Here is a 25,788-nt window from a genome sequence, read left to right on the forward strand (position 1 = left end):
ACGCTTAACCCTTTTAATATTTATATCCTTAAAAACCTATATAGCGATCCCAGCCTTGCGCATCGCATCTTTTACAATGGGTTGATACCGATCCGACAATGATGTTAAAGGTAGACGCAGGCCCGGGCCTATCAGCCCCATTTGCGCTACCGCCCATTTTACCGGAATGGGATTGGCCTCGATGAACAAGTCCAGGTGAAGCCTCAGCAATTGCTTGTTGGCGGCTCGCGCAGCCACAAAGTCTCCCGCGAACGCCGCAATGCACATTTCATGCATCAGCTTTGGCGCAACATTGGCGGTTACCGATATGACGCCGTGACTCCCCAGCGATAACATCGCCAGCGCGCTCGCATCGTCCCCGCTATAAATGGAAAAACCCTCCGGCGCGCGGCACAACAGATCAAAACCCCGCCCCATGTCACCGGTCGCGTCCTTGATTCCTATAATGTTGGGAATCTGCGCGAGCCGGAGCGTTACATCATTGGACATATCGGCAACGGTCCTGCCCGGCACATTGTATAAAATCTGCGGGATATCTACCGCCTCTGCTATGGCCCGAAAGTGCCGGTAAAGACCCTCCTGCGTCGGCTTATTGTAATAAGGAACCACTGACAGGCTCGCATCGGCGCCGGCATCCTTGGCGTACATGGCCAGGTCAATGGCTTCACGCGTAGAGTTGGCGCCCGTCCCGGCAATCACTGGTACGCGGCCTCTAGCGCACTCGACCGCAATCTTGATCAGCAGGTTATGCTCATCGAAATCCACCGTTGCAGATTCGCCGGTGGTGCCGACCACTACAATGCCATCGGTCCCTTCTGTAATATGAAAGTCGATCAGAGCGCGGAAACTTTCCAGATCAAGCTCGCCTTCCTCGCGCATGGGTGTAACGATAGCGACCAGGCTGCCTCTTATTGGAGCTCTATGCATGACAGGCCAATTCGGTAAAAAGCGCTATTTTACCTGAATCTCGCACCTGCCAAGAACATTCGCGAATCAAAGGAATACGAGGCCATTGAGCAATACGCGACAAGCGCATAATACCCGAGGCATCCCGTTACCGCGAAAGCGGCAGTGAAGCGGGAATGCGGGCCGGGTCCCAATAAGCGAAGTGCGTGCCTCCTGGAGAAACCTGGAAAGGAGACACCTGGAAAGGTTTCATAGGATTAGCATTAATCTTATAAGCCCGGCATTAAACCAAGGGGAGAAGTGCCACCCCCCCGTAAGGGACCCGGCTCTCCTTTTTATTTGCTGGCCCGGGGCCTAAGGCTAAGCTAACTCTCTCCCGATTTCGAAAACACGATTACACCGTTTCTGGAATCCACTGTTATCGTATCTTTTGCACCAAAGCGGCCTTCGAGTATTTCCTTCGCCAGGGGGTTCTCGATTTGTGCCTGTATAGCACGCTTCAACGGGCGTGCGCCAAACACGGGGTCGAAACCGGCCTGGGCAAGCTCCGTCAGCGCTGCATCTGTCACAACCAGGTTTATCTGAAGTTTTGCAAGCCGCGCTTCCAGGTATTGCAACTGAATCCGCGCGATGGCGCGAATGTTCTTCTCATCCAATGCATGGAACACCACCACTTCATCGATGCGGTTGATGAATTCCGGGCGGAAATAGGTTTTTACCTCACCCATGACCGCAAGTTTGATCACCTGATAATCATCACCCGCCATTTGCTGAATCATTTGCGAACCGAGATTGGAAGTCATGACTATAACCGTGTTTTTAAAATCCACAGTGCGTCCCTGGCCATCGGTCATGCGACCGTCATCCAGCACCTGCAACAGAACGTTGAACACGTCGGCATGCGCCTTCTCAACCTCATCCAGTAGAATGACTGAATAGGGCTTCCTGCGTACCGCTTCGGTAAGATAACCGCCCTCCTCATAGCCGACATAACCGGGCGGTGCGCCGATGAGGCGCGCCACCGAATGCTTCTCCATGAATTCCGACATATCGATGCGGATGAGATGATCTTCGGAATCGAACAGAAAGCCGGCCAGAGCCTTGCACAATTCGGTCTTGCCCACGCCGGTCGGCCCCAGAAATAAAAACGATCCATAAGGACGATTTGGATCAGCCAAACCCGCGCGCGAGCGGCGGATGGCATCAGAGACGAGTCGTACCGCCTCATCCTGCCCGACTACCCGCTCGTGCAGTTTTTCTTCCATGTGCAGAAGTTTTTCGCGCTCGCCCTGCATCATCTTGGAGACCGGGATACCGGTCGCGCGGGAAACCACCTCGGCGATTTCCTCCGCGCCGACCTGGGTACGGAGCAGCTTCGGCTTGTGCTCGGCAGCCACTTCGCCCTGCTTGTCCTGCATGCTCAGTTGCGCTTCCAGTTGAGGAAGGCGCCCATATTGCAATTCCGAGACCTTCTGCCAGTCTCCCCTGCGCCGGGCGGCTTCCATCTCCAGTTTGACCTTCTCCATTTCCTCTTTGATGTGCTGGGAACCCAGCACCTGGGATTTTTCCGCCTTCCAGATTTCTTCCAGATCGGCGTATTCGCGTTCCAGCTTTGCTATTTCTTCTTCGAGCAGGCTCAGGCGTTTTTGGGAAGCCTCGTCCTTTTCCTTCTTTACCGCCTCGCGTTCGATCTTGAGCTGGATCAGACGCCGGTCGAGCTTATCCATGACCTCGGGCTTGGAATCGATTTCCATGCGGATTCGCGCCGCTGCCTCGTCGATGAGATCGATGGCCTTGTCAGGCAGGAAACGGTCTGTGATATAGCGATGAGATAACTCGGCCGCCGCCACAATGGCCGGGTCGGTAATATCCACGCCGTGGTGCACTTCATATTTCTCCTGCAGCCCCCGCAGGATGGCAATGGTGGCTTCCACCGTAGGCTCTTCCACGAATACCTTCTGAAAACGCCGCTCAAGCGCAGCATCCTTCTCGATGTACTTGCGGTATTCATCCAGCGTGGTTGCGCCCACGCAATGCAGCTCGCCGCGTGCCAGCGCCGGTTTGAGCATATTGCCCGCATCGATGGCGCCTTCCGCCTTGCCTGCGCCCACCATGGTATGAAGTTCATCGATAAAGACAATGATATTGCCTTCGCTTTGCGCAATCTCCTTCAAGACGGATTTCAGGCGTTCCTCGAATTCGCCGCGGTATTTGGCCCCGGCCAGCAGCGCCGCCATATCAAGGGAAAGCACTTTCTTGTCCTTCAGGGTTTCCGGTACTTCGTTATTGATGATGCGCTGAGCCAGCCCTTCCACGATGGCGGTCTTGCCCACGCCCGGCTCGCCGATCAAGACCGGATTATTTTTGGTGCGCCGCTGCAATACCTGAATGGTGCGGCGGATTTCATCATCGCGCCCGATGACGGGATCAAGCTTGCCCATGCGCGCCCGCTCGGTCAGATCCATCGTGTACTTCTTCAGAGCTTCCCGGCTGCTTTCGGCTTCGGGGCTGCTTACCTGCTCGCCTCCCCGCACCTCGGCGATTGCCTGCTCCAGCGCCGCGCGGTTCGCGCCATGCTGCCTCAATAAATTGCCGGTTTCGCCTTTATCCTGAATCACCGCCAGTAAAAACATCTCCGAAGCAATGAATTGATCGTTGCGTTTTTGCGCTTCCTTGTCGGCGAGATTAAGCAAATTGCCCAGCTCCCGCGAGACAGTGATCTCACCGCCCGTACCCTCGACCTTAGGCAAGCGCTCTATGGCTTTTTTCAGCGCATCCCGCAGCGGAGGCACATTCGCGCCGGCACGCTGCAATAGCGAAGCCGTACTCCCATCCTCCTGCTGCAGAAGTGCGAACAATAGATGCTGGGGTTCGATGTAAGGGTTATCCTGGCCAGCCGCAATACTCTGCGCATCGGCCAGCGCCTGCTGGAACTTGGTCGTTAATTTATCGAAACGCATGGGGGCCTTCCTCGAAGGTTTTAGAATGAATCCTATATGTGGGATTACTGGGGAATTTCAAGCTTGTCAGTAGAGCAAGAAGCCCGAGCAGGGAGTGAAACGGCCTTCTCCTTGTGTTGACTATTTACCCATTGTAGTCCGGCACATTCAACGCTGCCACGCGAGTTCATTTCATCGACCTCATACTTACTATCTACTACTTGCTGTGCGTATTCAGTTAGAATGCTTCGCATTACGCACCAGCTTAAGCTCATGGAATATTCGTTGGATTTAACGACAGAAATCGAGAAAAACGTCCGCCAGGCGCTGGCCGAGGACATCGGCGCGGGCGATCTCACTGCAAGCCTCATCCCTGCCGAGGAGGTCGCGGCAGCCACGGTCATCAGTCGCGAAGGCGCGATTTTATGCGGTACGGGGTGGTTTGAAGCCTGCTTCCGACAACTGTCACCGCAAACCGACATATCCTGGTTTGCAGAGGATGGCGAAACGATCCGTAACGGGCAAATACTCTGCGAAATTGCGGGTGATGCGCGCGTCCTTCTCACGGGTGAACGCACTGCACTGAATTTCCTGCAGACGCTCTCAGGCGTGGCGACCCAAACGCGACGCTATGTGGAGGCCGTGGCGGGAACACGGGCTGTGATTGTGGATACCCGTAAAACATTGCCGGGATTGCGGCTGGCGCAAAAATATGCGGTCAAATGTGGTGGTGGCACAAACCACCGCCTGGGTTTATACGACGGCATTCTCATCAAGGAAAACCACATTCTCGCCGCGGGCGGCGTTGAAGCAGCCCTGCGGGCGGCGAAAAAGATCGCTCCTGCGGAAATATTCACCCAGATCGAGGTGGAAACAATGGACGATCTGCGTACCGCGCTCAACGCTGGCGCGGAACTGATTCTGCTGGACAACTTCGATCTCGACGATCTGGCTGAGGCGGTTGTATTGAATGCACGGTTGACCAACAGAGCCGCAGTGCTCGAAGCGTCGGGCGGCATTACGCTGGAAAACGTCCGCGCGGTTGCAAAAACCGGCGTAGACAGGATTTCGATCGGCAGCTTGACTAAGGACGTCAAGGCGATAGATCTGTCAATGCGGTTTTCTCCCAATTTGTAGGCCGCCGATAAGCGGACGGAGTACGCTCTCATACAACAAGGAAGTACCGATTGAGAACGCAGTGCGCTTGCTTATTTCGTCTTACTTCTTATTTAGCTCAGTAAGGGTGGCGGGGTCAGGCTCTCCGCCAAAATACTTTCGCAAACATTCGTCAAAGATTTCCAGATCGGGCGCGACCGTGGAAAACAAGGTCATCGATGAGCGAAACTTCATGTAGTCCGGATAGCCGAAGACATCTTCGATTGAGCGCCCGTTAATGCCAGCCACGAGCCGGGCACACTCTCTCAAGCGTGGGCCGAGAACCGGATGCCACAGATAAGCCCCCGCCTCTTCCCGAGACGAGATGGCGTACGCTCGCGCCATGGCGCTGTGACCCAGACCTTCGATTTGAGGAAAAATAAACCACATCCAATGAGAACGCTTGCGGCCCTCCCTCAGTTCCTGGAGCACGTCATCGTAAATGGATTGTTGAGCATCGGTAAAGCGGCGTAGATTGTAAGGATCGCTCATGTATACCTTCGCTGAAGTGTAAGGTAAAAGTAGCAGGGAAAAGTGTAAGTGAACAGGTATAGCGTGCGGAATGTCCATAAGCGAAACGCATAGCGTATGGATAACGTGCGTATATTGCAATCATTGCCCTCCTCCGATGGGATACCAGGAATAGAAGCTGACCACGCCGCCGGGGAGTCAACCTGGATAGCAAGCAACTATCTCCAGGGATACCGGCCTCGACAATAATTCAGCATATCTTCGATATTAAAAAACGTTCCAGCTAGCGCGCCTCGGGCTCGACCAATAATGGGTGCTGTATGGCGCTTTCCCGGGTTGCGCCCCCTAACGTCATAAACTAAGCTGAAAACTTCTTCGTGCCCTGTGATTCCGATTTTCAGCGAAGAATTTTGCTTAAATCTTCTTAATGTCTTCTTAATCTCATATTGAAAAATTAGGAGAACAAAATGCGCAAATTGCTACCTATCCTGGTCACGCTGGCTCTTGCCAGCGCCTTCAGCTTTAACGCTACCGCGGAAACGACCTCAAAACAAGGTTATGGGGCTCATGGTGCTCACGGATCAAAAGACCACACGAACAAATCAAAAGCGCATGCTGATAAAGATGAAAACCATGCCAAGGCCGCGAGAGAGCACGCCGAGAAAGACGAAGCTCATGCCAAGGCGGCAAGGGAGCACGCTGAAAAAGATGAAGCTCATGCTCAAAGAGCAAAAGCCTACGAGAATAAGTAATCGCTGCTCAGCTCCAATAATCGAAAGGCAGAGCCTGATTCCGCCTTTCGATTGCGATACGCCGGCTTGGTATTCAAATGGAACCTAAAGCCACCGCGGCACCGCGGTTTCCGACTGCTGCGTCGCTTGCGTATCAGTTAAACAACATGTCATTCCATAACCCACACCCCATGCCAAACGCCTGAATCAGCCCGGGTTGCGACCGCGGAGGTCGGAGCAGTGCCTTCCAAAGGAAGGTGACCTGGGAGAGAGCAGTTTGGAAGTGATGAAGTTCAGGTAATACGGCCGCGGCATCCCCTTCGCTTGGCGATCCCGCTTCGCGGGAACCCTCGCCCCTAGGCTTCGGGGTACCACCCCCGCAGCGGGATGCAGGCGCCCCCAACAATGCGGTCGGGGCATCCCCTACGCGGCCCGATCCCGGCTTCGCCGGGTCCCTCGGCGACGCTCAGGGGCGCCGACACAAGTTGCCCCGGACTCATCTTCTGATTCTGGTTTATAATAAGCCTCTCTTCCAACATTAATCCCTCGCGCAAGCGTGAGGCGTGAAAAGCGCGGCCATTGCGCCGCGGCGCTTTCCTGAATCGTTTTCAGGTCAGAAAACACCAGCAAGAAGACCTGGAACATTCGCTCTACCCTGAAGGAGCCGGATGCATCTAAAAATGTTGCCCACAATCACCCGAACAGCCTGTCTCTGCTGTTACCGGGCATTCTACGCATGACCTGGTCCGATTATCTTCCCGCCTGGCCGCTGGAGATCAGCCCTGCGCTCTGGCTGGCGCTGACGCTGGTTGTCGCCGTACTGGTCGGCGAGGCGTTTATGCGTCATTTAAAGCTGCCACGCATTGTCGGCTATATCGGTGTCGGCCTATTGCTGGGCCCAGGCGGACTAGGCCTGCTCCCCCAGCTTCCTGCGACCGAATGGCGGCTCGTGATCGATCTGGCGCTCGGTATTCTCTTGTTCGAACTGGGGAGCAAAGTCAACCTGCGCTGGCTTAAAGCCAATCGCTGGATCGCCGGCACCAGCTTGCTGGAAGCCACCGCGACCTTTGCCGCGGTATTCTCACTTTTAATCTGGTTTGGCGTCGATGGCGCGACGGCCACGGTTGTCGCAACCATCATGATCGTCACGTCACCCGCCATTGTGGTGCGCACGATAACTGAATCACGCGCCCAGGGTCAGGTTACCGACCGGCTTCTGCTCATGACCGCACTCAACTGTATCTATGCCGTGGTCTTTCACAAACTGGCCGTTGCTGCCATGCATGGCGCAGCAGGCACCAGCTTCATTCATACCGCACTCCAGCCACTTTACCTCATCGGAGGCTCGGCACTGCTGGCTTGGCTGTTCGGCATGACTTTCGAGCGAATCCATCATTATCTTGGACACCATGAGGAAACGTTTTCCTTCATTCTGTTCGGCATGATCGCATTCGCGACGATCTTGGCATCGATACTCAAACTCAGCCCTATTCTCGTGCTGCTGGCCGCCGGTCTGATAACACGGTATCGCCGTCAGCGTCCCCGGACTTTCCCACCCCATTTCGGCTCCGCCGGAGCCGTTCTGGTCGTGCTGATGTTTATTGCCAATGGTTTGGCGGCCGACCTCAGCGGATTGCGTCACAGTTTCCTGCTGGTATTGCTGCTCATCAGCGTCCGCGCAATGGCCAAGGTGCTGGCTGTGCTAAGCCTGGCCCATCAAAGCGGTCTGAGCCTGCGTCAAGGCGTCGCGCTGGGAGTCGCGCTCATGCCCATGTCAAGTGTGGCGCTCCTGCTGACATTGGAGACTGGGATGGCTTTTCCCGCGTTTGGATCGGGGCCGGGACTTGCGCTGATGAGCTGTATTGTAATCCTTGAGCTCCTGGGGCCGATCCTTGTCCAGGTAGCCCTGCAAAGAGCCGGGGAAATGCCGGAGAATAAGCCAGAGAATAAATCATGAGTCTGATGCCTTTTGCATCATCCCGTCCCCTGAGCCTGGGGGTAGAGCTTGAGCTGCAACTATTGAGCTGCAACGACTACAACCTCGTCTCTTCGGCGCCCGATGTATTACGCCGGATTGCCAAACGCGAGCATCCAGGCGAAATAAAGCCTGAGATGACTCGCAGCATGATTGAAATCAACACCTCGGTGCAGCAGGAATATGGCGGGCTGATCGAGGAATTGCACGCACTGCGGGACGTTGTTTCGGAAGCCGGGCGCTTCCTCAATGTCGCGATAGCTGGCGGAGGCACTCATCCATTTCAGCACTGGAGCGAGCAGAAAATTTTTGACGCGCCTCGCTTCCATTACTTGTCGGAGTTGTACGGCTATCTGGCAAAACAGTTCACCATCTTCGGCCAGCATGTACATATCGGCTGCCCGGGCCCTGATGAAGCGCTGCACCTGATGCATATGCTATCGCGATATATTCCCCATTTCATCGCGCTGTCTGCCAGCTCTCCGTTCGTACAGGGACACGATACGGGATTTGCATCGGCACGCCTCAACTCAGTGTTTTCTTTTCCACTGAGCGGGCGTGCGCCCTTTGTACTGCGCTGGGAAGACTTCGAGCGGTTTTTCAGCAAGATGACCGCGACCGGCGTAGTGGAATCGATGAAGGATTTTTACTGGGATATCCGCCCCAAGCCGGAATTCGGCACAATTGAAGTAAGGGTATGCGATACCCCGCTTACTGTTGAAGTTGCCGCCGCAATTGCCTGCTATATCCAGGCAATGTCGCGTTATATCATGGTGGAACAGCGTACACCGCCTGAAGAGGATGATTATCTGGTGTATACATTCAACCGCTTTCAGGCCTGCCGCTTTGGGCTTGAAGGTGTTTTTATCGATCCGCGTACTCACGAGCAGCGCAGTATCCGGGAGGATATCACCGATATGCTGGCGCGCATTGTCGACCATGCCAGGGAACTACACGCTGTGGAAGCAATGGAACGTGTTCGCGAAATACTCATCGCGGGCAACGGTACAAGCTGGTTGCGCAAGACTTACGCGCGCGAACACAATCTCGGCGATGTAATGCAGCTCCAGGCCGAGTTATGGATGGGTAGCTGAGGAATTTCTTTGTAGCTGAGAAAATTCTTTCAAGCAGGTTGAAAATATTCTCCACTGCCAGATCCAGGTCATTAAACCAAATCTGGGGCCGGTACGTTAAACAGGGGACCTGGGGACCTCCGAATAGTCCTGTACCCGGCGCCCACTTCAGCGAACGACGCGCCACAGCGGCAATCTAACAACATTTCCGACCGCCTACACTAACCATTTAAGATGACACGCCCGCTACGGATCGGCCTGTCCCCGCGCATCCTGCATCAGCCTCCCGCGGAACTGGGTTTCCGCAACAAGACACTGCAATATCTTGAGCAAACCGTCGCCCACTGGATCATGCGCCGCCGGGCGCTGGTATTCATGCTTCCCGCGATCGAGACGGGGGGCGTGGAACGCTCCCACGTGCGTATAAGCGATTATGTCAAAGAAATAGACGGCTTGGTGCTGCAAGGGGGGGCGGATGTCAGTCCTCTTTCTTACGGTGAAACACCATCGCGGCCTGAATGGTCCGGCGACCGGGTGCGCGATCTTTACGAGATGGAATTATTTTGGGAATGCGTCGTGCAAGGGAAACCTGTACTGGGTATTTGCCGCGGATTGCAACTTATCAACGTGGCATTGGGTGGAAGTCTGTATCAGGATATTGCTGCGGAATATCCACATGCCATCGCGCATGTTGACGCCGTGCTATATGATCGCCATCGGCACAGCGTTCAAATTGAGGAGAACTCGCGGTTGGCAAGATTATATGGAGAAAATTACACCCATCTTGTCAATAGCATTCATCATCAGGCGATCAAGCGGCTGGGACGGGATTCGGAAGTGGAAGCAATTTCAGACAGCGATGGCATTATCGAAGCCATACGCATGCGTGGAGAATGCTATGTTAGCGGCTTTCAGTGGCACCCCGAGTTTCACGCCGCTACCGGCGGCCTGCTTGACTCTGGCCCCATATTGGACGACTTCCTCGCAGCAGCCGAAAAGCAGCGCATGTAATAACCCATGCCCTTTTCAACATCACAAAAAAACCATTGCCCTAGCTATGGATGGGCATAGTAAGACAACCCATCATTTGGTCTATAGTCCGGCCTGCTCGGCAATCAACGCCTTGACGGCGTCAGCATCGGCGTTCATGACCAGGTAGCGTTGCGGCAAGCTTTCGATATTCTCATATCCCGCGGGGCGGGGCGGCTCATGCCCAATGGCTTCGATAATACTTTCGGAGAATTTGACGGGTAGTGCGGTTTCAAGACAAATGAGCGGCACGCCCGCTTCGCGATGCTCCAGCCCTACTTTCAACCCATCGGCTGTATGAGGATCGACCAGGATCCCATACTGTTCATGAACGTGCAGTATGGTGGCGATGCGCGCGGCGTGATTGCCACTCCCCGACACAAGGCCGAAATCCTTTACTTTCTCCCATAAGGGAGTATCGGCAAGATCAAATGAGCCACCCTCGTCCACCGATCGCCATAACTGCTTTACCGTGGCTGCGTCCCGACCGGTCAAGTCAAAAATAAAACGCTCGAAGTTGGACGCTTTGGAAATATCCATTGAGGGACTGCTGGTATGCTGCGTCTCCTCGGTAGCGCGAGGCCGATAACGGCCTGTCTTGAAGAACTCGTCCAGCACATCGTTTTCGTTTGTGGCAAGTATCAGTTTTTTAATCGGCAGCCCCATCATGCGCGCCACGTGCCCTGCACAGATATTGCCGAAATTTCCCGACGGCACGGCGAAAGAAACCTGCTCCGCATTTGAGCGGGTCGCTGCGAAGTAACCTTTGAAGTAATAGATAATCTGCGCGGCGATGCGTGCCCAGTTTATCGAGTTTACGGTGCCGATATGATATTTCTGTTTGAAATTGGAATCATTGCTGACCGCCTTGACGATATCCTGGCAATTATCGAATACCCCGCGAATGGCGATATTGAAAATGTTCGGGTCTTGTAACGAGAACATCTGGGCCGTCTGGAACTGGCTCATCTTTCCCTGCGGGGAAAGCATGAATACGCGGATGCTGTGCTTGCCCCGCATGGCGTACTCGGCGCTCGGACCCGTGTCCCCGGAGGTCGCGCCAAGAATATTCAGGTGATCGCCCGTTTTCGCCAGCACATATTCGAACAGATTACCCAGCAATTGCAGGGCGATGTCCTTAAAGGCCAGCGTCGGTCCGTTCGACAGGCTTAGAATGTGCAGTCCGGGCTCCAGCGTTTTGAGTGGGGTAATCTCCTCGCTTTGAAAGGATTCGGCGGTATACGTCCGGGCAATGATGCCGCGCAAATCGTCACTGGGGATGTCGTCCGCGAAAAGCGACAGGATCTCAAACGCAAGCTGCGAATAACTGAGGCCGCGCAGTTTTTCAAGTTCGGCGGCGCTGAACCCCGGATAGGTTTCGGGCATGGCAAGCCCGCCGTCGGAAGCAAGGCCACCCAGCAGAATTTTGGAAAACTTTTTTGGCGCCATGCCGCCGCGAGTCGATATATAACGCATTTTTCACCACAGACAAATACAACCGCCCATGCAAGAGACCTGCATGGAAATATTAGTTACGGAAAACCAATCCGTTGTGTCCATACATAATTTCTATAATTTTTTATAGGTGCCCTGCCGTAACGTGGATATCGAGAATTACTTGCTGCTTAATTGCTCAAGCCGGATGCGCGTAACCTTACCTGTTAACAGCGGCAGCTTTTTAATCCTGGCAATTGCGGCATTCACATTTTTTTCCATTGCCACATGGGTAAGCATGATGATGTCGACCTGATCCTCTCCTTCGCTCGGTTCTTTCTGCACCATTGCATCGATTGAGATGCCCAGATCGGCGAGCACACGCGTAATGTCCGCAAGCGCCCCCGGTTTGTCTATCACCCGCAGCCGCAGGTAGTAGGAAGTCTCCACTTCTTCCATCGGCAATATTGGCGTATTCGACAGGAGATCGGGCTGAAAGGCGAGATGGGGAACCCGATGCCTGGGGTCGGCGGTATGCATCCGCGTGACATCCACCAGATCTGCCACAACGGAGCTGGCTGTCGGTTCGGCGCCTGCGCCCGCCCCATAGTACAGGGTGGCGCCCACCGCGTCGCCTTTCACCACGATAGCGTTCATAACGCCCTCCACATTGGCAATCAGCCGGCGCGCGGGAATGAGTGTCGGGTGAACGCGCAATTCGATCCCCTTGGGGGTGCGCTTGGTAATGCCCAGCAGCTTGATGCGATAGCCCAGTTCCTCCGCATAACGAATATCCTCACGGGTCAGCTTCGTAATCCCCTCGGTGTACACCTTGTCGAACTGCATCGGAATCCCGAACGCGATCGCCGCCATGATGGTGAGCTTGTGCGCCGCGTCGATGCCTTCAATGTCAAAAGTAGGGTCGGCCTCGGCGTACCCCAGCTTTTGCGCCTGCTTCAGTACGGTATCGAATGTCAGCCCCTTGTCGCGCATTTCCGACAGAATGAAATTGCTGGTGCCATTAATAATGCCCGCAATCCATTCGATGCGATTGGCGGTCAATCCCTCGCGCAGCGCCTTGATGATGGGAATGCCGCCCGCCACGGCCGCCTCAAAAGCCACCATGACACCTTTCTTCTGCGCGGCGGCAAAAATTTCGGTGCCGTGCGAGGCCAGCAGCGCCTTATTCGCGGTAATGACGTGTTTGCCGTTTTCAATGGCCTTCAGCATCAGCTCCTTCGCGACGGTATAGCCACCGATCAACTCGATCACAATTTCTATGTCAGGGTTAGTGACGACTTCGTTTGCATCGCCAGTGACAATGACATCGCTTCCCGCGATTTTGCGGGCTTTCTCAATGTCGCGATCGGCAATCATCCGGATGACGATACCCCGTCCGGCACGGCGTGTTATTTCTTCCTGATTGCGTTTGAGCACGGCAAAAGTGCCGCCCCCGACGGTGCCAACGCCTAACAGGCCTACATTGATGGGCTTCATATTTACGCGAGAAGAGGTCAGTGATGAATTACTTAAACAGTCAGTAGTGAATTACTTGCATGGGAAAACAGGTGAGAATGCGGTGGAGATGCGGCAGTTTTCGGCGTTTTCCGTTTCGCTCACATCCCATACACTTGCGTACGCTTGCGGTAGCGCTCCAGAAAGCGCGCGACGCGGCTTATCGCTTCAGTCAAATCATCGCTATTGGGTAAAAATACCACGCGGAAGTGGTCCGGCTGCGCCCAGTTGAACCCGCTGCCCTGCACCAGTAGCACCTTCTCTTCCATCAGCAGATCCAGCACAAACTGCTCATCATCGTCGATCGGGTACATTTGCGCGTCCAGACGCGGGAACAAGTACATTGCGGCCTTCGGCTTGTAACAGGTAACGCCCGGAATATCCGTCAGCAATTTCCAGGCGAGGTCCCGCTGACGCATCAGGCGCCCGGTTGGCATTACCAAGTCCTTGATGCTCTGGTAGCCGCCCAGCGCGGTCTGAATGCCGAATTGCGAGGGAACGTTTGCGCACAGCCGCATTGAAGCCAGCATGGTGAGCCCCGCAATATAGTCGCGGGCATACTGTTTCGTCCCGGAGACCACCGCCCAACCAGAGCGAAATCCAGCGGCGCGATAATTCTTGGATAAGCCGTTCAACGTGACAAACAGTACGTCATCCGCGAGCGAGGCAATCGAAGTATGCGTGACGCCGTCATACAATACTTTATCGTAAATTTCGTCCGCATAAATGATGAGCTGGTGCTGGCGCGCAACCTCTATGATTTCACGTAACAGGTTGTCGGGATAGAGCGCACCCGTGGGGTTGTTCGGATTGATGATGACAATGGCGCGAGTGTTCGGCGTGATTTTCGAACGGATATCGTTCAGGTCAGGCAGCCAGTCGGATTGCTCATCGCATATATAGTGCCTCGCCGTGCCGCCCGCCAGCACAACCGCCGCGGTCCACAGCGGATAGTCGGGGGAAGGAATCAGAACCTCGTCACCGCTGTTGAGCAACGCCTGCATGGCCATCACGATCAGCTCAGAGACACCGTTGCCGATATAGATATCCTCCAGCCGCACATCCCGAATGCGTTTTTCCTGGGTGTAGTGCATGATCGCCTTGCGCGCGGCGAACAGGCCCTTCGAATCGCAATAACCCGAAGCGGCCGAGAGATTATGGATCACGTCCTGCAGAATTTCCTCGGGTGCATCAAAACCGAATAACGCCGGATTGCCGATATTGAGTTTGATGATGTAGTGTCCTTCCTCTTCCATTTCTTTGGCGCGATCGAGCACCGGGCCACGAATGTCATAACAGACGTTGGCAAGCTTGCTGGACTTTAGGATGGGCTGCATAGGAGGAGAAATAATGAATCGGGGTCTGCCCGACGGTGAAAAGTCCGCAAAAGAATTAAATAGAGAGCTGGTAAAGAATCACATGGAGACAAGTCACAGAAGAAACGAACCCCATGGGGAACGCATTTTTTGTAGTCGCCGATTTGGAACTGATTCAGACCATGGCGATTTTCATCCCAGCTTCAGCGCTCGCAGAATGAAAATTTTTCGTGTCCGGCTTTATTGCAACGCAAAAAAGATGTAATGTTACCCGACCCGCCAACCTGCCGCAAATGGAGCCGTACTTGAAGCTGCACCTTTCCGCATATTCCGGACAAAACATGTTCACCGGCTATGGGACCGGATATGTCATGGTCAATCAGGTGCGATACGAAAACAATCTGATCGTATTGCCCGATCGCATTATCGAAGATTGGGACGTTGAAAGTTTTGAGCGGCTCGCGCCGGAGCATTTCGATTTTCTGCTTTCGTTGCAGCCTGAGATGGTATTGTTCGGGACGGGGGCGACACTGCGCTTTCCCCATCCCAAATTGACCAGAATGCTGATCGAATCGCATATCGGCATCGAGGTGATGGACACAAGCGCCGCCTGCCGCACCTACAATATATTGACAGACGAAGGTCGAAGGGTAGCCGCCGCGCTTCTCATTAAAAACCTGTAAATAATCTCACTTGGCGTAGGGATATCTTCATACAAACGGCTTCAAGTTTCACTCCTTGATCGTATCCGCCGGGTTTGCATCACCACCAGCGAGAAACTCCGTTCGCACCCGCTCGCGCCATCTCTCGATCCAGCCGGGCAAATCGGCAGCCAGCATGGGCCGCGACATGAACACTCCCTGAGCAAGATCGCATCCCGTGCGATATAGAAGATCCCAGTCGTTCCGGTCTTCGACGCCTTCGGCCACTACCTCCATGCCCAATTGCCTTGCCAGGGACAAGCTGGCCTCATACATTGCGCGCAAGGTCTCGTTGGCCCATGCGCGATGCACGAAGCCCTGGTCGATCTTGAGTTCGTCGAATGGTATATCGCGCAACTGGGCCAGCGACGAGTGTCCCGTGCCAAAATCGTCGATCGACAAACGGAAGCGCTTCAGGCGCAGCCGGGTCAGAATCTCAAGCGGAGCGCGAGTGTCCTGCATCAGGCGGGTTTCGGTAACCTCCAGTACGACATTTTGCGGCGCGACGCCCGCTTTTTCCGTGAGCTCGGTCACAAAATTCAGAAAATTGAGGGAAGCCAGGTTATCCATGGATACGTTGACGGCGATGCGCAGCCGGAGTTGCCTTTCTTGCCAGGCTTTAGCCTGGGTCATTGCCCCGGCGAATACAGCCCGGGTCAGATCATCGATCAGTCCGGCCGCTTCGGCGATTCCGATGAATTGATCGGGAAATATAATGCCATCTGTGGGATGGCGCCATCGCACCAGCGTCTCCACGCCCACCACCTCTCCACTGGCAACGGCCACCTTCGGTTGATAGTAATTAATTAATTGCCCATTCTCGATGGCAATCCGCAGCTCATCCGCGCTATATGTTTTTTTTACCAGGCCGGCGGCATCCGCTGTCTGCGGCGTCCACTTCTCAAGCAATGCCGATAATGCATCCGGCTTGACGGGCTTATGCAGATGCCCGAGTATGGGAATCTTGTGCGCCTGCACCAGCTTCTCGGCCGTTTGCAGCATTCGCTCATCCTCGCCGCTGATCAGAATGAGGCTCCCCGCGTAGTGCCGTTCCACCAGATGCCTGACGAATTCGATCCCATCCATTTCAGGCATATTGAGATCCAGCAAAATAAGATTCGGACCTGTTTCCGCTATGCGTTCAAGGGCGGCACGACCGCTGTCGCAGAGTATTATGTTGCTAAACCCCAGATTCGACAGCATGCGGCTCAACAGCTTGAGCATGAAGGATTCATCGTCAAGCACCAGAATTCTGACCGCGGATTTTTCCAGCATGGCCTTCGCTTCCTCCCCTCTTATATTTTTCGATTACGCGGCCTCATGCTTGCAGCGAATCGATATATGCATCGACTGCGGCCAACTCCGCCTCAAATCGCGGCAATAGGTCGTTGAGCGCCTGTATATCGCCCGCCTTCCCCGCCCGCTCCATTTCCGCACACAGTTCGCCCAATGATAATGCGCCGACCGAACGGGCCGACGACTTGAGCTTGTGTGCCGCGGCACCGGCCGCTTGCGCCTGGTTCGTCTGGCAGGCATTGCGTGTTTCCGCTGCTATTCTGCCTGAACTGGCGCGAAAATCTCGCAAAAATTCCTTGATCACCTCCGGATCCTTTCCCACAAGCTCTTCAAGAACGCTGACCTCCACCGGCTTTTGTCCCGTTGAACGGGTCACAGGGGCGGTGGCAGGCGCAGTTACGGGAATAGTACCGGGAGCGGTCAAAGGGGGAATTGGGGCGATTCCTTGCGGCTGGATATCAGAACTTAGGGGCGGAAGCCATTTCTGTAGTATGGCTTTCAACTGCGCAAGCTGCACAGGCTTGCTTACATAGTCATCCATGCCGACGGCTCGACAATGCTCGGCCTCGCCCTTGAGCGCGTTGGCGGTTATCGCGATGATGGGCGCGTGCGCCTTGCCCTTGCCTTGTTCGGCCAGCCGAATGGCTGCGGTCAACTGGTAGCCATCCATTTCGGGCATATGCAAATCGGTGAGCAACAGCGCGTAATTGCCGCTCTCCCAGCGTTTCAGCGCCTCCCTGCCATCGGGGGCAATATCCGCCGCGTAGCCGAGCAATGCAAGCTGTTGACGGATCACTTTCTGGTTAATTTCGTTGTCTTCCGCTACCAGGATCAGTCTGCCTTCCTCCAGAGCCTTCTCGCGCGAGGGTGCAACCACAGTCGCGACCTTTTCAGGCTGCTCCGCCTCCACTTCCTCCTTCAACCGCCCTGCCGCGATAGCCACCGCCCGAAGAAAAGCCTCCCGATGCATGAAATCGCCATCCAGGGTGATGGTATCCACCGTTTCAGATCGCTCATGACGGCGCCGTCCGCGCCTGATCACAACAAAATGGGGCTCACTGTCGGGTTCATGATGCCCATGCTCAAGAACCACGAAATGCGGGTCCAGGTCAGGCCGGGAATGGAAGGCGGCGCGTAATTCGTCTAGCGGAGAGACTTCATGCCCCGCATCGATGATCAGCAGCCATAAACCGGGCGGGAGTGTCTCAATTCTTTGGCGGGCTGACGCAAAATCCTTTACACGCTCAACGGTTGCGCCGCTGTACCTTAGATACACCGCCAAGTCGTCGGCCAACCCCTTCTCGTCGCCCACTACCAGACATGAGACCCCGGCCAGATCCACGACTTTGGAACCAGTGGGCGTGGCCGGCACGAGTTCGAAAGTCAGGCGCACGGTGAAAGTGGAACCCTTGCCCAGCGCGCTATGCGCCGTTATTTCTCCCCCCATCAATTGGACGAGATGATGGGAGATGGCCAAGCCTAATCCAGTGCCGCCAAAGCGACGGGTAGTGGAGGCGTCCCCCTGAGTAAACGAGGTAAATAGGCGCGCCTGGGTCTCCTCACTCATTCCGATACCATTATCCGCGATCTGAAATTCCACGGTTGCCCGATCATCGGTGCGGTCCACTAGCACCGCGCGTACCGACACCCGGCCTGGCTCCTGCAGTCCGCTGGAAAATTTAATGGCATTATTGGCAAGATTGACCAGCACCTGCCGCAAGCGCAGGGCATCGCCCAGAACTTCTTCAGGGATCGCCGGATCCAGGAACAGGGTAAGTTCCACACCTTTTCTTGCGGCCAGGCTTTCAAGCATGGCGCATGCCTTCTCCACCACGGCCACCACCGACATGGGCTCACGCTCGATTTCCAGCCGGCCCGCCTCGATCTTGGAAAAATCCAGGATATCGTCGATAATCTCCAGCAAAGCAAAAGCCGACTCGCGGATGAGATCGACCATTTCCATCTGATAACCGTTGAGGCTGGTTTGCTGCAATACATCCGCCATACCAATCACCCCATTCATGGGGGTGCGTATCTCGTGGCTCATCGCTGCCAAAAAAATCGACTTCGCCTGATTGGCCTGTTCGGCATCCAGCCGGGCCTGCTGCAAATCCTTCAAAATGCGCATTCTCTCGCTGATGTTAATGCCGGAAGGGATCAGTTTGACGATCTCCCCTTTTGCGTTACGGACCGGTACGAGCATGAAATCGATCGTCATGAGGCTGCCATCGGCGATTCGTACACCGACGTCATGGCGCACGATCTCACCCCCCACAGCCCGCCTGATATCCTCGCGGATCTGCGCCTGCACCTCTGGCGTATACGCAAACCATCCGGTTTCATCAAGCGGCTTGCCGATAACATCCCGGCTCTGCAGGCCGCCGAAGATCAACGCCGTGCGGTTAATCTCCACCAATATCCCGTCTATCGTCATTTCCCCGACGAAGGCCGCCAAGTTATCCACGATGGCCCGCAGGCGCTGCTCGCTTCCACGCAAAGCCTCCTCTGCCTGCTTGCGTTCGCGGATATCGCGTAACACGCCGGTGAAGTAGCGTTTCCCCCCCACGAAGTACTCGCTGACAGCAATATACAGATCAATAAGTTCGCCATTCTTGTGCCGCCCTTGCACCTCACGGCCCATGCCGATGTTATGCACCCCTTCCACTTCGAGTGTGAGAATGTGATCGAACTCGCAGCGGCCCCGGCCCGTCCGGTAATACCTTTCGATATAGCTGTCATGGCCGCTATGATGGGGTTCTGGCATGAGCATCGAAATATTTTGCCCGATCACCTCCTCGCGCGTGTATCCGAAAAGTTTTTCTATCACGGGATTAACCGAGCGGATAATGCTCTTATCGTCGATGGTGACGATGCAATCGACCATGTGCTCGACTATAGAACGCGTTTCTTCTTCCTTGCTGGCCAGTACAGCGTTGGCTCGCTCCAGGGCGGCAGTCCGTGTGGCGACCCTGTTTTCCAGTTCCTGGTTGAGTTGCCGCAAATTATTTTCGGCAATGTCCCGTTCGCGATTGCTCGCATTCAGGCGTTCAACCATTGTGTTGAAGGTGCTCGCGAGCTGACCGATCTCGTCCCAGCCCACCACAGGCACGCGCTGCTGCAGATTGCCTGCGGCGATGTATCGTGCACTTTGGCTGAGATTTTTCAAGGTAGTGACAACACGGCGGCTCAGCAAAAAGGTGCCCAGAATAGCGGCAAGCAGGGTCACACCGAGAACCAGCAGGCTGAAAGTGCGCACGCGCCTCCCGAATGCAAACACCTCGTCCGCATCCATTTTGACTTCAATGCCCCAGTTCATGCGCGGCAGATACCGCCATGCGGCGACCACCTCCTTGGCGCGGTAATCCACTTTCAGGCCGGCTCCACGTTCGCCATGCAGGCCGCTCTGAATCGCTTTTGAAAATGGCGGGTTGGTAAGGGCCACCTTGAGCTCCAGCGCCGCATTGGGCTCGTGTCTCAACGGCGCCATCACCAGAGCGGTGCGCTCGTTCAGAAGCCGTGTTATCACTGTTTCGCCGCTCGCTCCCAGTCCCACGTTGTCGGTAACGACCTCGAACACGCGTTCACTGTAGATCTGCAGCGCCAGGACGCCCTCGAGCTTACCCTCAACCATGATGGGAAACGCCATGAAAGCCGCGATCGCGCCTTTCGATGGCGCATAACGCTCAAAATCCGACACCCCTTCCTGCAGCATATTGAGCGCGTTACGCGCGACGTAACCCAAGCCGCTATTCCGGTAGGGACCGGTGATCAGGTTGGTGGCGAAATCCGCTTCATGAGCCTGGGTATAAACGACATCGCCCCGAAGAGAAATCAGGAAAAGATCGTAATACCCGGCATCCTCGACGAAACGCTTGAAATGCGCGCGGTAGTGGGCATCCAGTTGACGATAGGCCGCGGATTTCACCCCCCCCTCTGCATACGCCCGGGCAAGCGCGGGCATGGCCGTGCGTGTGGTGCTGGCCGCCTGTATAATTTTTGCATCGCGGAGACGCTCGCGCAGATAGCTATTGATCTGTTCCGCTTTCATATCGGCAATGGCGGAGACCTGCCGGATCGCTGTCTTCTCCATTTCGATTTCGAAGGTATGCAGCAGGCTGTAGCCGATTACCACGATCGGCAGCAGGGAAACCGCCACGAACCAGACAGTGAATCGCTGCGTAAGAGAAGTGAATCTCATGGGAAAGGTGAGTCTCATGGTGAAGTGGCGCTCATGGGAACTTCGCTGCTTTTAAGCAGTTGATCCCATTCTTCACGCGATCGATAGCTCGGAAACGGCCCCGGCTCCAGCGGGCGGCTGGAATCCCAGACAATATCGAACTGGCCATCATCCCGGGCCTTGCCGACACGCGCAATTTTCCACACATGGCGCGTCGCGGGATCAACCGAAACCAGCCCCTCTGGCGCAGGCAGGCTCTGGCGCAGGATGGTGCGCTGCACCTGGGCCACATCGCCCGAGTCCGCTTCGAGCGCCGCCTGTACCCACATTTGCAGATTGATATAAGATGCTTCCGTCGGGCCGTCGACCACGGCGTTCTGCCCGAAACGATCTCGGAACCGTTTTACGAAAGCCTCATTCTCCGGGCCTGGAATGCTCTGAAAGTAATTTCGCGCCGCATAATGGCCCGCCATGGGAGGCATTTCCTCGGCGGACAGCCCGACCTCGGTGACGCTGAACGATAACACCGGTATCCTGTCGGAAGTGATTCCCCTCTTTTGCAGTGCTCGAAAAAACACCGCATTGTCTGTGCCGCTGATGGTATTTAGAACCATGTCCGGCCTCTGTCCGCCGATATCGGCCGCCACATCGTCCATATCCGGAAGCCCAGCGGATATATACCGCTCTCCTACTACTGTCGCGCCATGCGCGGCCAATAAATCCTTGATGAGAATACTGACTACGCGTGAAAAACCACTGTCCGATCCAGTCAGATAGATTCGTTTGCCGCGTCCGCCATGGATATCTCGCTGGCTACGCTCCCCCGGACTACCGAGATTTACCAGCGCCCAATGGACCGCGGGCATGATCAGTTGATTGGGTACAGCGCCCCCGTACAGGATGTTCGGGGACAGTTCCATGCCCTCATACCGCAGCGCATAAAAGAGCATGTGGTGATGCTTTTCTACGACTGTTTTCACTGCCTTGCGGCAGGACGATGTCCAGCATCCAAACAGAGCCTGCACCTGTTCCTGGGTAATCAAGTGCTCTGCCTGCTGGGCGCAATAAGCCGGATCCGGCCCGCAGTCAACCATCACGGCTTGGATTTTTCGACCCCCCACTCCTCCTGCCGCGTTGGCTTCTTCTATCGCCAGCTGGAGCGCATCCATCAACGGTTTTTCGCTTGCGGCCATGGGGCCCGACATGGCGTGCAGCACGCCGATGCGGATGCTCAGCGTTGTTTTCACGTGATGTCGCCATATCATGGCGCCTGCAATCAGCAGAACTATCAGCAGAACAAGAGGAATACGTATTCTATGGCTGGTCTTCAATGCCCGATTCTTTCCTTATCGCCTTCTCTATGCCTCATTAAATATTCATTCATGTTTTACTCTTCAATTCTCATCATAGACACAATAGTTGCGTTATGAAACAAGGCGGCGAGGAGACCTCCTCGGAAGTTGGCAAAGGATCTCCTATTGAAACCGCTGCGCAGGAGCCGCTCATCAATCGCTGAGGACGCTCACATGCGCAGCTACACTCCGTCCCAGCGCAGGCAAAGCGTAGCCGCCCTCCAGCACCGATACAATCCTGCCAGTGGCATACTTGTGGGCGGCCTCTTTGATCCTCTCAGTCACCCATGCGTAATCCTCTTCGACGAGGTTCAACGAAGCTAGTTCATCATCTTTATGGGCGTCGAAGCCTGCGGAGACAAACATCATCTGCGGCTTGAACCGTTCCAGCGCCGGCAGCCAGAACTGGCTCACCGCTTGGCGAAATATTTCGCCGCCGCTACCCGCCGGCAGCGGAATATTAACCATGCGCTCCGAACGCCCCGCCACACCGCTGTATGGATAGAATGGGTGCTGGAATGTGGACACCATCATGACCCGTGGATCATCCCGGAAAATGTCCTCGGTGCCATTGCCGTGATGCACGTCGAAATCAATAACCGCAACTCGCTCCAGAGCGTATGCTGACATTGCATGAGCCACCCCCACAGCGATATTATTGAACAGGCAGAAACCCATGGCGCGGCCACGCTCCGCATGATGACCCGGTGGGCGAATGCTGCAAAACGCGTTTTGCACTTCCTTTCCGATCACCAAGTCGGCCGCCAGGACTACGGCGCCCGCGGCACGATGAGCCGCTTTCAGGCTATGCCGGTTCATGGCGGTGTCGGGGTCGAGATAGGCAATGCCCGTCGAGGAGGCATCCGGGGCCGACGCGGCGAGTGAAGCAATATATTCAGGCGCATGCACACGCTTTAATTGCTCGAACGTTGCCAGTGGGGCACTATGCCGCACCAATTTATCCATCAACCCGCAAGCGATCAGTGCACCCTCGATGGCCTCGAGCCGCGCCGGGGACTCGGGGTGATAGGAACTCATCTCGTGCAGCAGGCAATCAGGATGCGAAATAAAAGCGGTGCGCATAGCGGTACACATATATATGAGATTTCCTCTTGATCATCATACCTCCGTCGAGTCAGGGCCGACAGCTCGAGCCGGCGGGCTCCTCAGGAAATCAACACCTTGTTTATGCCATCGGCATATCGTTGCAGTTCATCCGCTCCGTTGCTCCGCCTTCATTTCTGCCGGCGCAAATTGAACCACGGTCCCGTCCGTGATAATCTCACGAAAAAGAACCCTCCAGACAAGATGTGGAGCAGGCCCTTCCAGAACAAGGTGGGGGCACGGGAGCGCAATGCAACGCCCCAGGTGCCCAGATGCCCAGGAACGCGGCCGCGGGCGTTCAACGTTGCCCGATCCTGCCTCACGGATGGTTTGTCCAGAGGTTCACTAAATAAGATACTTATTCGATGTCACTTTTCCGGCAACTCTGGCTAACGGTCATACTCATTACGCTGGCGAGTTTTTTAGGCAGCTTTACCGTAAGCATACTCAGCATGCGAAGCTATCTCGAACAGCAGCTTCATCGAAAAAACGTCGATAGCGCCAGCTCCCTGGCCACCTCCATATCTCAGCTCAGCAAAGATCCCGTTACCATTGGCGTACAGATCGCCGCGCTATTCGATAGCGGTCAGTACGAAAGAATTTCGATCACCGCCCCGGACGGCAAAGTTATCGCGGAACGCGTGCGGGAGCTCATAGACACCACCGTGCCTGAATGGTTTAGCGATATTTTTCCAATAAGCGTGGAAGCAGGCCACGCACAGATATCGGACAACCGGATGCATTTTGGTGTCATCAAGGTGGTGAGCAACGACCGTATGGCTCAGCAGGTGCTTTGGGATCAAACCGGAAAATTGATCATCTGGTATTTGGTGGCGAGTATCGTCAGTGGACTCGTCGGCGTGCTGATACTGCGTGGCATCAAGCGACCCCTGGCTACCATGGTAGATCAGGCGGAAGCGATCACCGAACGGCATTTTCTTACCATTTCGGAACCCCGCATACCTGAACTGCGCAGTATTGCGCGCGCCACCAATGATATGGTCAGGCGATTGCACAACAGAGCTATCGAAGAAACCCTGCAACTGGAAGCCCTGAACAAGCGAATGAATCATGATCCAGTAACCGGTTTGGCAAATCGCGGTCATTTCATGAACCGGTTGCACGAGGCTGTGGATGGGGGAGACACCGTGCACAGTGACACAGGAGGCGCAATAGGAGAAAAGCCGGCAGAGGAAACGCCGATGGATAAGGGCTTTCTCGTCCTCATGCGTATCGGTAATCTGGAAGAAATCAACGAGAAACTGGGCCGAAGTTCCACAAACGGCCTGCTTCGCCAGGTCGGCGCGATCATGGACAGCATTTCGACAGGCATGCCCAACCGGGTGATCGGCCGCCTGAACGGGTCGGATTTTGCGCTGATCATTCCCCATATCAACGACGCGGCTCAGTTGCTGAATAGCTTCAGCGCCGAGCTCATCGCCCTGTTATCCCAAACCGGTGTTGACTCGGTTGGCTTTTACCATATCGGGGCCGTTCGATACCGGCGCGGAGACAGACCGGCCGAGATTCTGACCGGTGCTGATACTGCGCTGGCGACCGCGCAGGGGAAAGGCGCCCATACCTGGCATATCATCGATGCATCTTACGCTTCAACCCAGCTCGCGGCAGGGAGCATCGGCGACTGGCGCCACATCTTCAGCGATGCCGTGAGCGAAGATCGTTTCAAGCTGGTTCTCTACCCCGTGGTTGACGCTGCCGGTGCGTTGCTGCATCAGGAAGCAGTCGTACGCATGCAAGCCGTGCGAAATGGGGGATGGCTGGCTGCAAATGATTTCATTCCCATCGCCGCTCGCCTTAATCTTACAGGGCCTCTTGATCTAACCGTCGTCCGGCACGCCCTGGAATACTTGCAATCGTCTGCCGGTGAACTTGCGATCAATATCTCTGCTGAAACCATCTCAGACTGGAATTTTCGCAATAAATTGGAAGAATTATTGCGCCAACAGCCCGATTTATGCAGCCGACTGTGGATTGAAGTGCCGGAGTATGGCGTTTTTCGCAGATTTGAAGCCTTCCGCGACTTTTGCCACACTTTCAGGGCGCTGGGCTGCCGCATTGGGGTTGAGCATTTCGGCCATCATTCCACCGAACTTCAGAAGCTGGCCGATATGGGCCTGCACTATCTCAAGGTGGATGCCAGCTTCGTCCACGGCATCAATCAGAACAAGAATAATCAAAAGCTTCTGAAAGCCTTGTGCAACCTCTCTCACACGCTCGGCATCGTTGTGATTGCCCTTGGCATGCAGACCGAAGCAGAATGCAAGGCGCTGATAAAGCTTGGCTTCGATGGCGTTACCGGGCCCGGAGTGAAAGACGCTTCCTAAAACCGCGATCACGTCCTTATATCGCAACTATCGCACCCGGGTGGGGTAGCGCACCTGCACATTACATCCCGGCACATGGTTCGGCACGGTAGAGCTCCATCGTACTGCCCGCCCTTCCCAGCCGTGCCATCCCGCTAGACATTGCCAGCCACATCAATCATTGCCAGCATAATATTTGCAATGCACGAACGTTAAAGCTATAACTCTCTCAAGAGAGCCACGCTTTTCGTAACGGATCCTTTTTCATAACGGACCCCTAACAGACCTTT

The 25,788-nt window shown here is 55.2% G+C and carries 17 protein-coding genes; 7 read left to right on the plus strand and 10 right to left on the minus strand.

The window, feature by feature from the left end:
- Positions 1-36: 36 nt before the first annotated feature.
- Positions 37-927, minus strand: a complete 891-nt coding sequence (gene dapA / locus BMX00_RS09670; RefSeq protein ID WP_090828822.1) for a 4-hydroxy-tetrahydrodipicolinate synthase — start codon at positions 925-927, stop codon at positions 37-39.
- 344 nt (positions 928-1,271) lie between these two features.
- Entirely contained in the window at positions 1,272-3,866 is a 2,595-nt protein-coding gene (gene clpB, locus BMX00_RS09675; protein WP_090828823.1) for an ATP-dependent chaperone ClpB, read from the minus strand.
- Between the two features lie 222 nt (positions 3,867-4,088).
- On the opposite strand from clpB, the gene nadC reads away from it, so the two are divergent.
- Positions 4,089-4,982 carry a carboxylating nicotinate-nucleotide diphosphorylase gene (gene nadC, locus BMX00_RS09680; protein ID WP_090828824.1) on the plus strand — a complete coding sequence of 298 codons (894 nt, stop codon included), beginning with the start codon at positions 4,089-4,091 and terminating at the stop codon, positions 4,980-4,982.
- Between the two features lie 81 nt (positions 4,983-5,063).
- Here the strand turns inward: nadC and BMX00_RS09685 are convergent, their stop codons facing one another.
- Positions 5,064-5,492 carry a DUF1810 domain-containing protein gene (locus tag BMX00_RS09685; protein ID WP_090828825.1) on the minus strand — a complete coding sequence of 143 codons (429 nt, stop codon included), beginning with the start codon at positions 5,490-5,492 and terminating at the stop codon, positions 5,064-5,066.
- Between the two features lie 446 nt (positions 5,493-5,938).
- On the opposite strand from BMX00_RS09685, the gene BMX00_RS09690 reads away from it, so the two are divergent.
- The 4 genes from BMX00_RS09690 to BMX00_RS09710 all read left to right on the plus strand — a co-directional run bounded on the left by BMX00_RS09690 (position 5,939) and on the right by BMX00_RS09710 (position 10,261).
- Complete coding sequence (locus BMX00_RS09690) at positions 5,939-6,223, plus strand: hypothetical protein (RefSeq protein ID WP_090828826.1); 285 nt, start codon at positions 5,939-5,941, stop codon at positions 6,221-6,223.
- A 715-nt stretch (positions 6,224-6,938) separates the two neighbouring features.
- Entirely contained in the window at positions 6,939-8,159 is a 1,221-nt protein-coding gene (locus BMX00_RS09700; RefSeq protein WP_090828828.1) for a cation:proton antiporter, read from the plus strand.
- Positions 8,156-9,271 (plus strand): YbdK family carboxylate-amine ligase, encoded by a 1,116-nt coding sequence (locus BMX00_RS09705; RefSeq protein ID WP_090828829.1) that lies wholly within the window; start codon positions 8,156-8,158, stop codon positions 9,269-9,271. Before BMX00_RS09700 ends, BMX00_RS09705 begins: the two co-directional genes overlap by 4 nt.
- A gap of 213 nt (positions 9,272-9,484) precedes the next feature.
- Positions 9,485-10,261 carry a gamma-glutamyl-gamma-aminobutyrate hydrolase family protein gene (locus BMX00_RS09710; protein WP_090828830.1) on the plus strand — a complete coding sequence of 259 codons (777 nt, stop codon included), beginning with the start codon at positions 9,485-9,487 and terminating at the stop codon, positions 10,259-10,261.
- Positions 10,262-10,342: 81 nt separating this feature from the next.
- On the opposite strand, the gene thrC is transcribed toward BMX00_RS09710, so the two are convergent.
- The 3 genes from thrC to BMX00_RS09725 all read right to left on the minus strand — a co-directional run bounded on the left by thrC (position 10,343) and on the right by BMX00_RS09725 (position 14,565).
- Positions 10,343-11,755: a threonine synthase gene (gene thrC, locus BMX00_RS09715; RefSeq protein WP_090828831.1), complete on the minus strand. Its 1,413-nt coding sequence runs from the start codon at positions 11,753-11,755 to the stop codon at positions 10,343-10,345.
- Between the two features lie 138 nt (positions 11,756-11,893).
- Positions 11,894-13,210, minus strand: coding sequence for a homoserine dehydrogenase (locus BMX00_RS09720; RefSeq protein ID WP_090828832.1), 1,317 nt, complete (start codon positions 13,208-13,210; stop codon positions 11,894-11,896).
- Between the two features lie 119 nt (positions 13,211-13,329).
- Positions 13,330-14,565 carry a pyridoxal phosphate-dependent aminotransferase gene (locus tag BMX00_RS09725; protein ID WP_090828833.1) on the minus strand — a complete coding sequence of 412 codons (1,236 nt, stop codon included), beginning with the start codon at positions 14,563-14,565 and terminating at the stop codon, positions 13,330-13,332.
- 284 nt (positions 14,566-14,849) lie between these two features.
- Between BMX00_RS09725 and BMX00_RS09730 the strand changes: the two genes are divergently transcribed.
- Positions 14,850-15,227 (plus strand): Mth938-like domain-containing protein, encoded by a 378-nt coding sequence (locus tag BMX00_RS09730; RefSeq protein ID WP_090828926.1) that lies wholly within the window; start codon positions 14,850-14,852, stop codon positions 15,225-15,227.
- A gap of 48 nt (positions 15,228-15,275) precedes the next feature.
- On the opposite strand, the gene BMX00_RS09735 is transcribed toward BMX00_RS09730, so the two are convergent.
- The 4 genes from BMX00_RS09735 to BMX00_RS09750 form a co-directional block, all read right to left on the minus strand.
- Positions 15,276-16,520 (minus strand): EAL domain-containing response regulator, encoded by a 1,245-nt coding sequence (locus tag BMX00_RS09735; protein WP_090828834.1) that lies wholly within the window; start codon positions 16,518-16,520, stop codon positions 15,276-15,278.
- Positions 16,521-16,563: 43 nt separating this feature from the next.
- A complete protein-coding gene (locus tag BMX00_RS09740) occupies positions 16,564-20,739 on the minus strand; it encodes a PAS domain S-box protein (protein WP_090828835.1) in 4,176 nt (1,391 codons plus the stop codon).
- A gap of 14 nt (positions 20,740-20,753) precedes the next feature.
- Complete coding sequence (locus tag BMX00_RS09745; RefSeq protein ID WP_245728004.1) at positions 20,754-21,965, minus strand: ABC transporter substrate-binding protein; 1,212 nt, start codon at positions 21,963-21,965, stop codon at positions 20,754-20,756.
- A 258-nt stretch (positions 21,966-22,223) separates the two neighbouring features.
- A complete protein-coding gene (locus BMX00_RS09750; RefSeq protein ID WP_090828836.1) occupies positions 22,224-23,153 on the minus strand; it encodes a histone deacetylase family protein in 930 nt (309 codons plus the stop codon).
- Positions 23,154-23,539: 386 nt separating this feature from the next.
- On the opposite strand from BMX00_RS09750, the gene BMX00_RS09755 reads away from it, so the two are divergent.
- On the plus strand, positions 23,540-25,519 hold the full coding sequence (locus BMX00_RS09755; protein ID WP_090828837.1) for a bifunctional diguanylate cyclase/phosphodiesterase: 1,980 nt from the start codon (positions 23,540-23,542) through the stop codon (positions 25,517-25,519).
- Positions 25,520-25,788: the final 269 nt, after the last annotated feature.

This window comes from Nitrosovibrio tenuis, from assembly GCF_900109785.1.
Lineage (GTDB): Bacteria > Pseudomonadota > Gammaproteobacteria > Burkholderiales > Nitrosomonadaceae > Nitrosospira > Nitrosospira tenuis_A.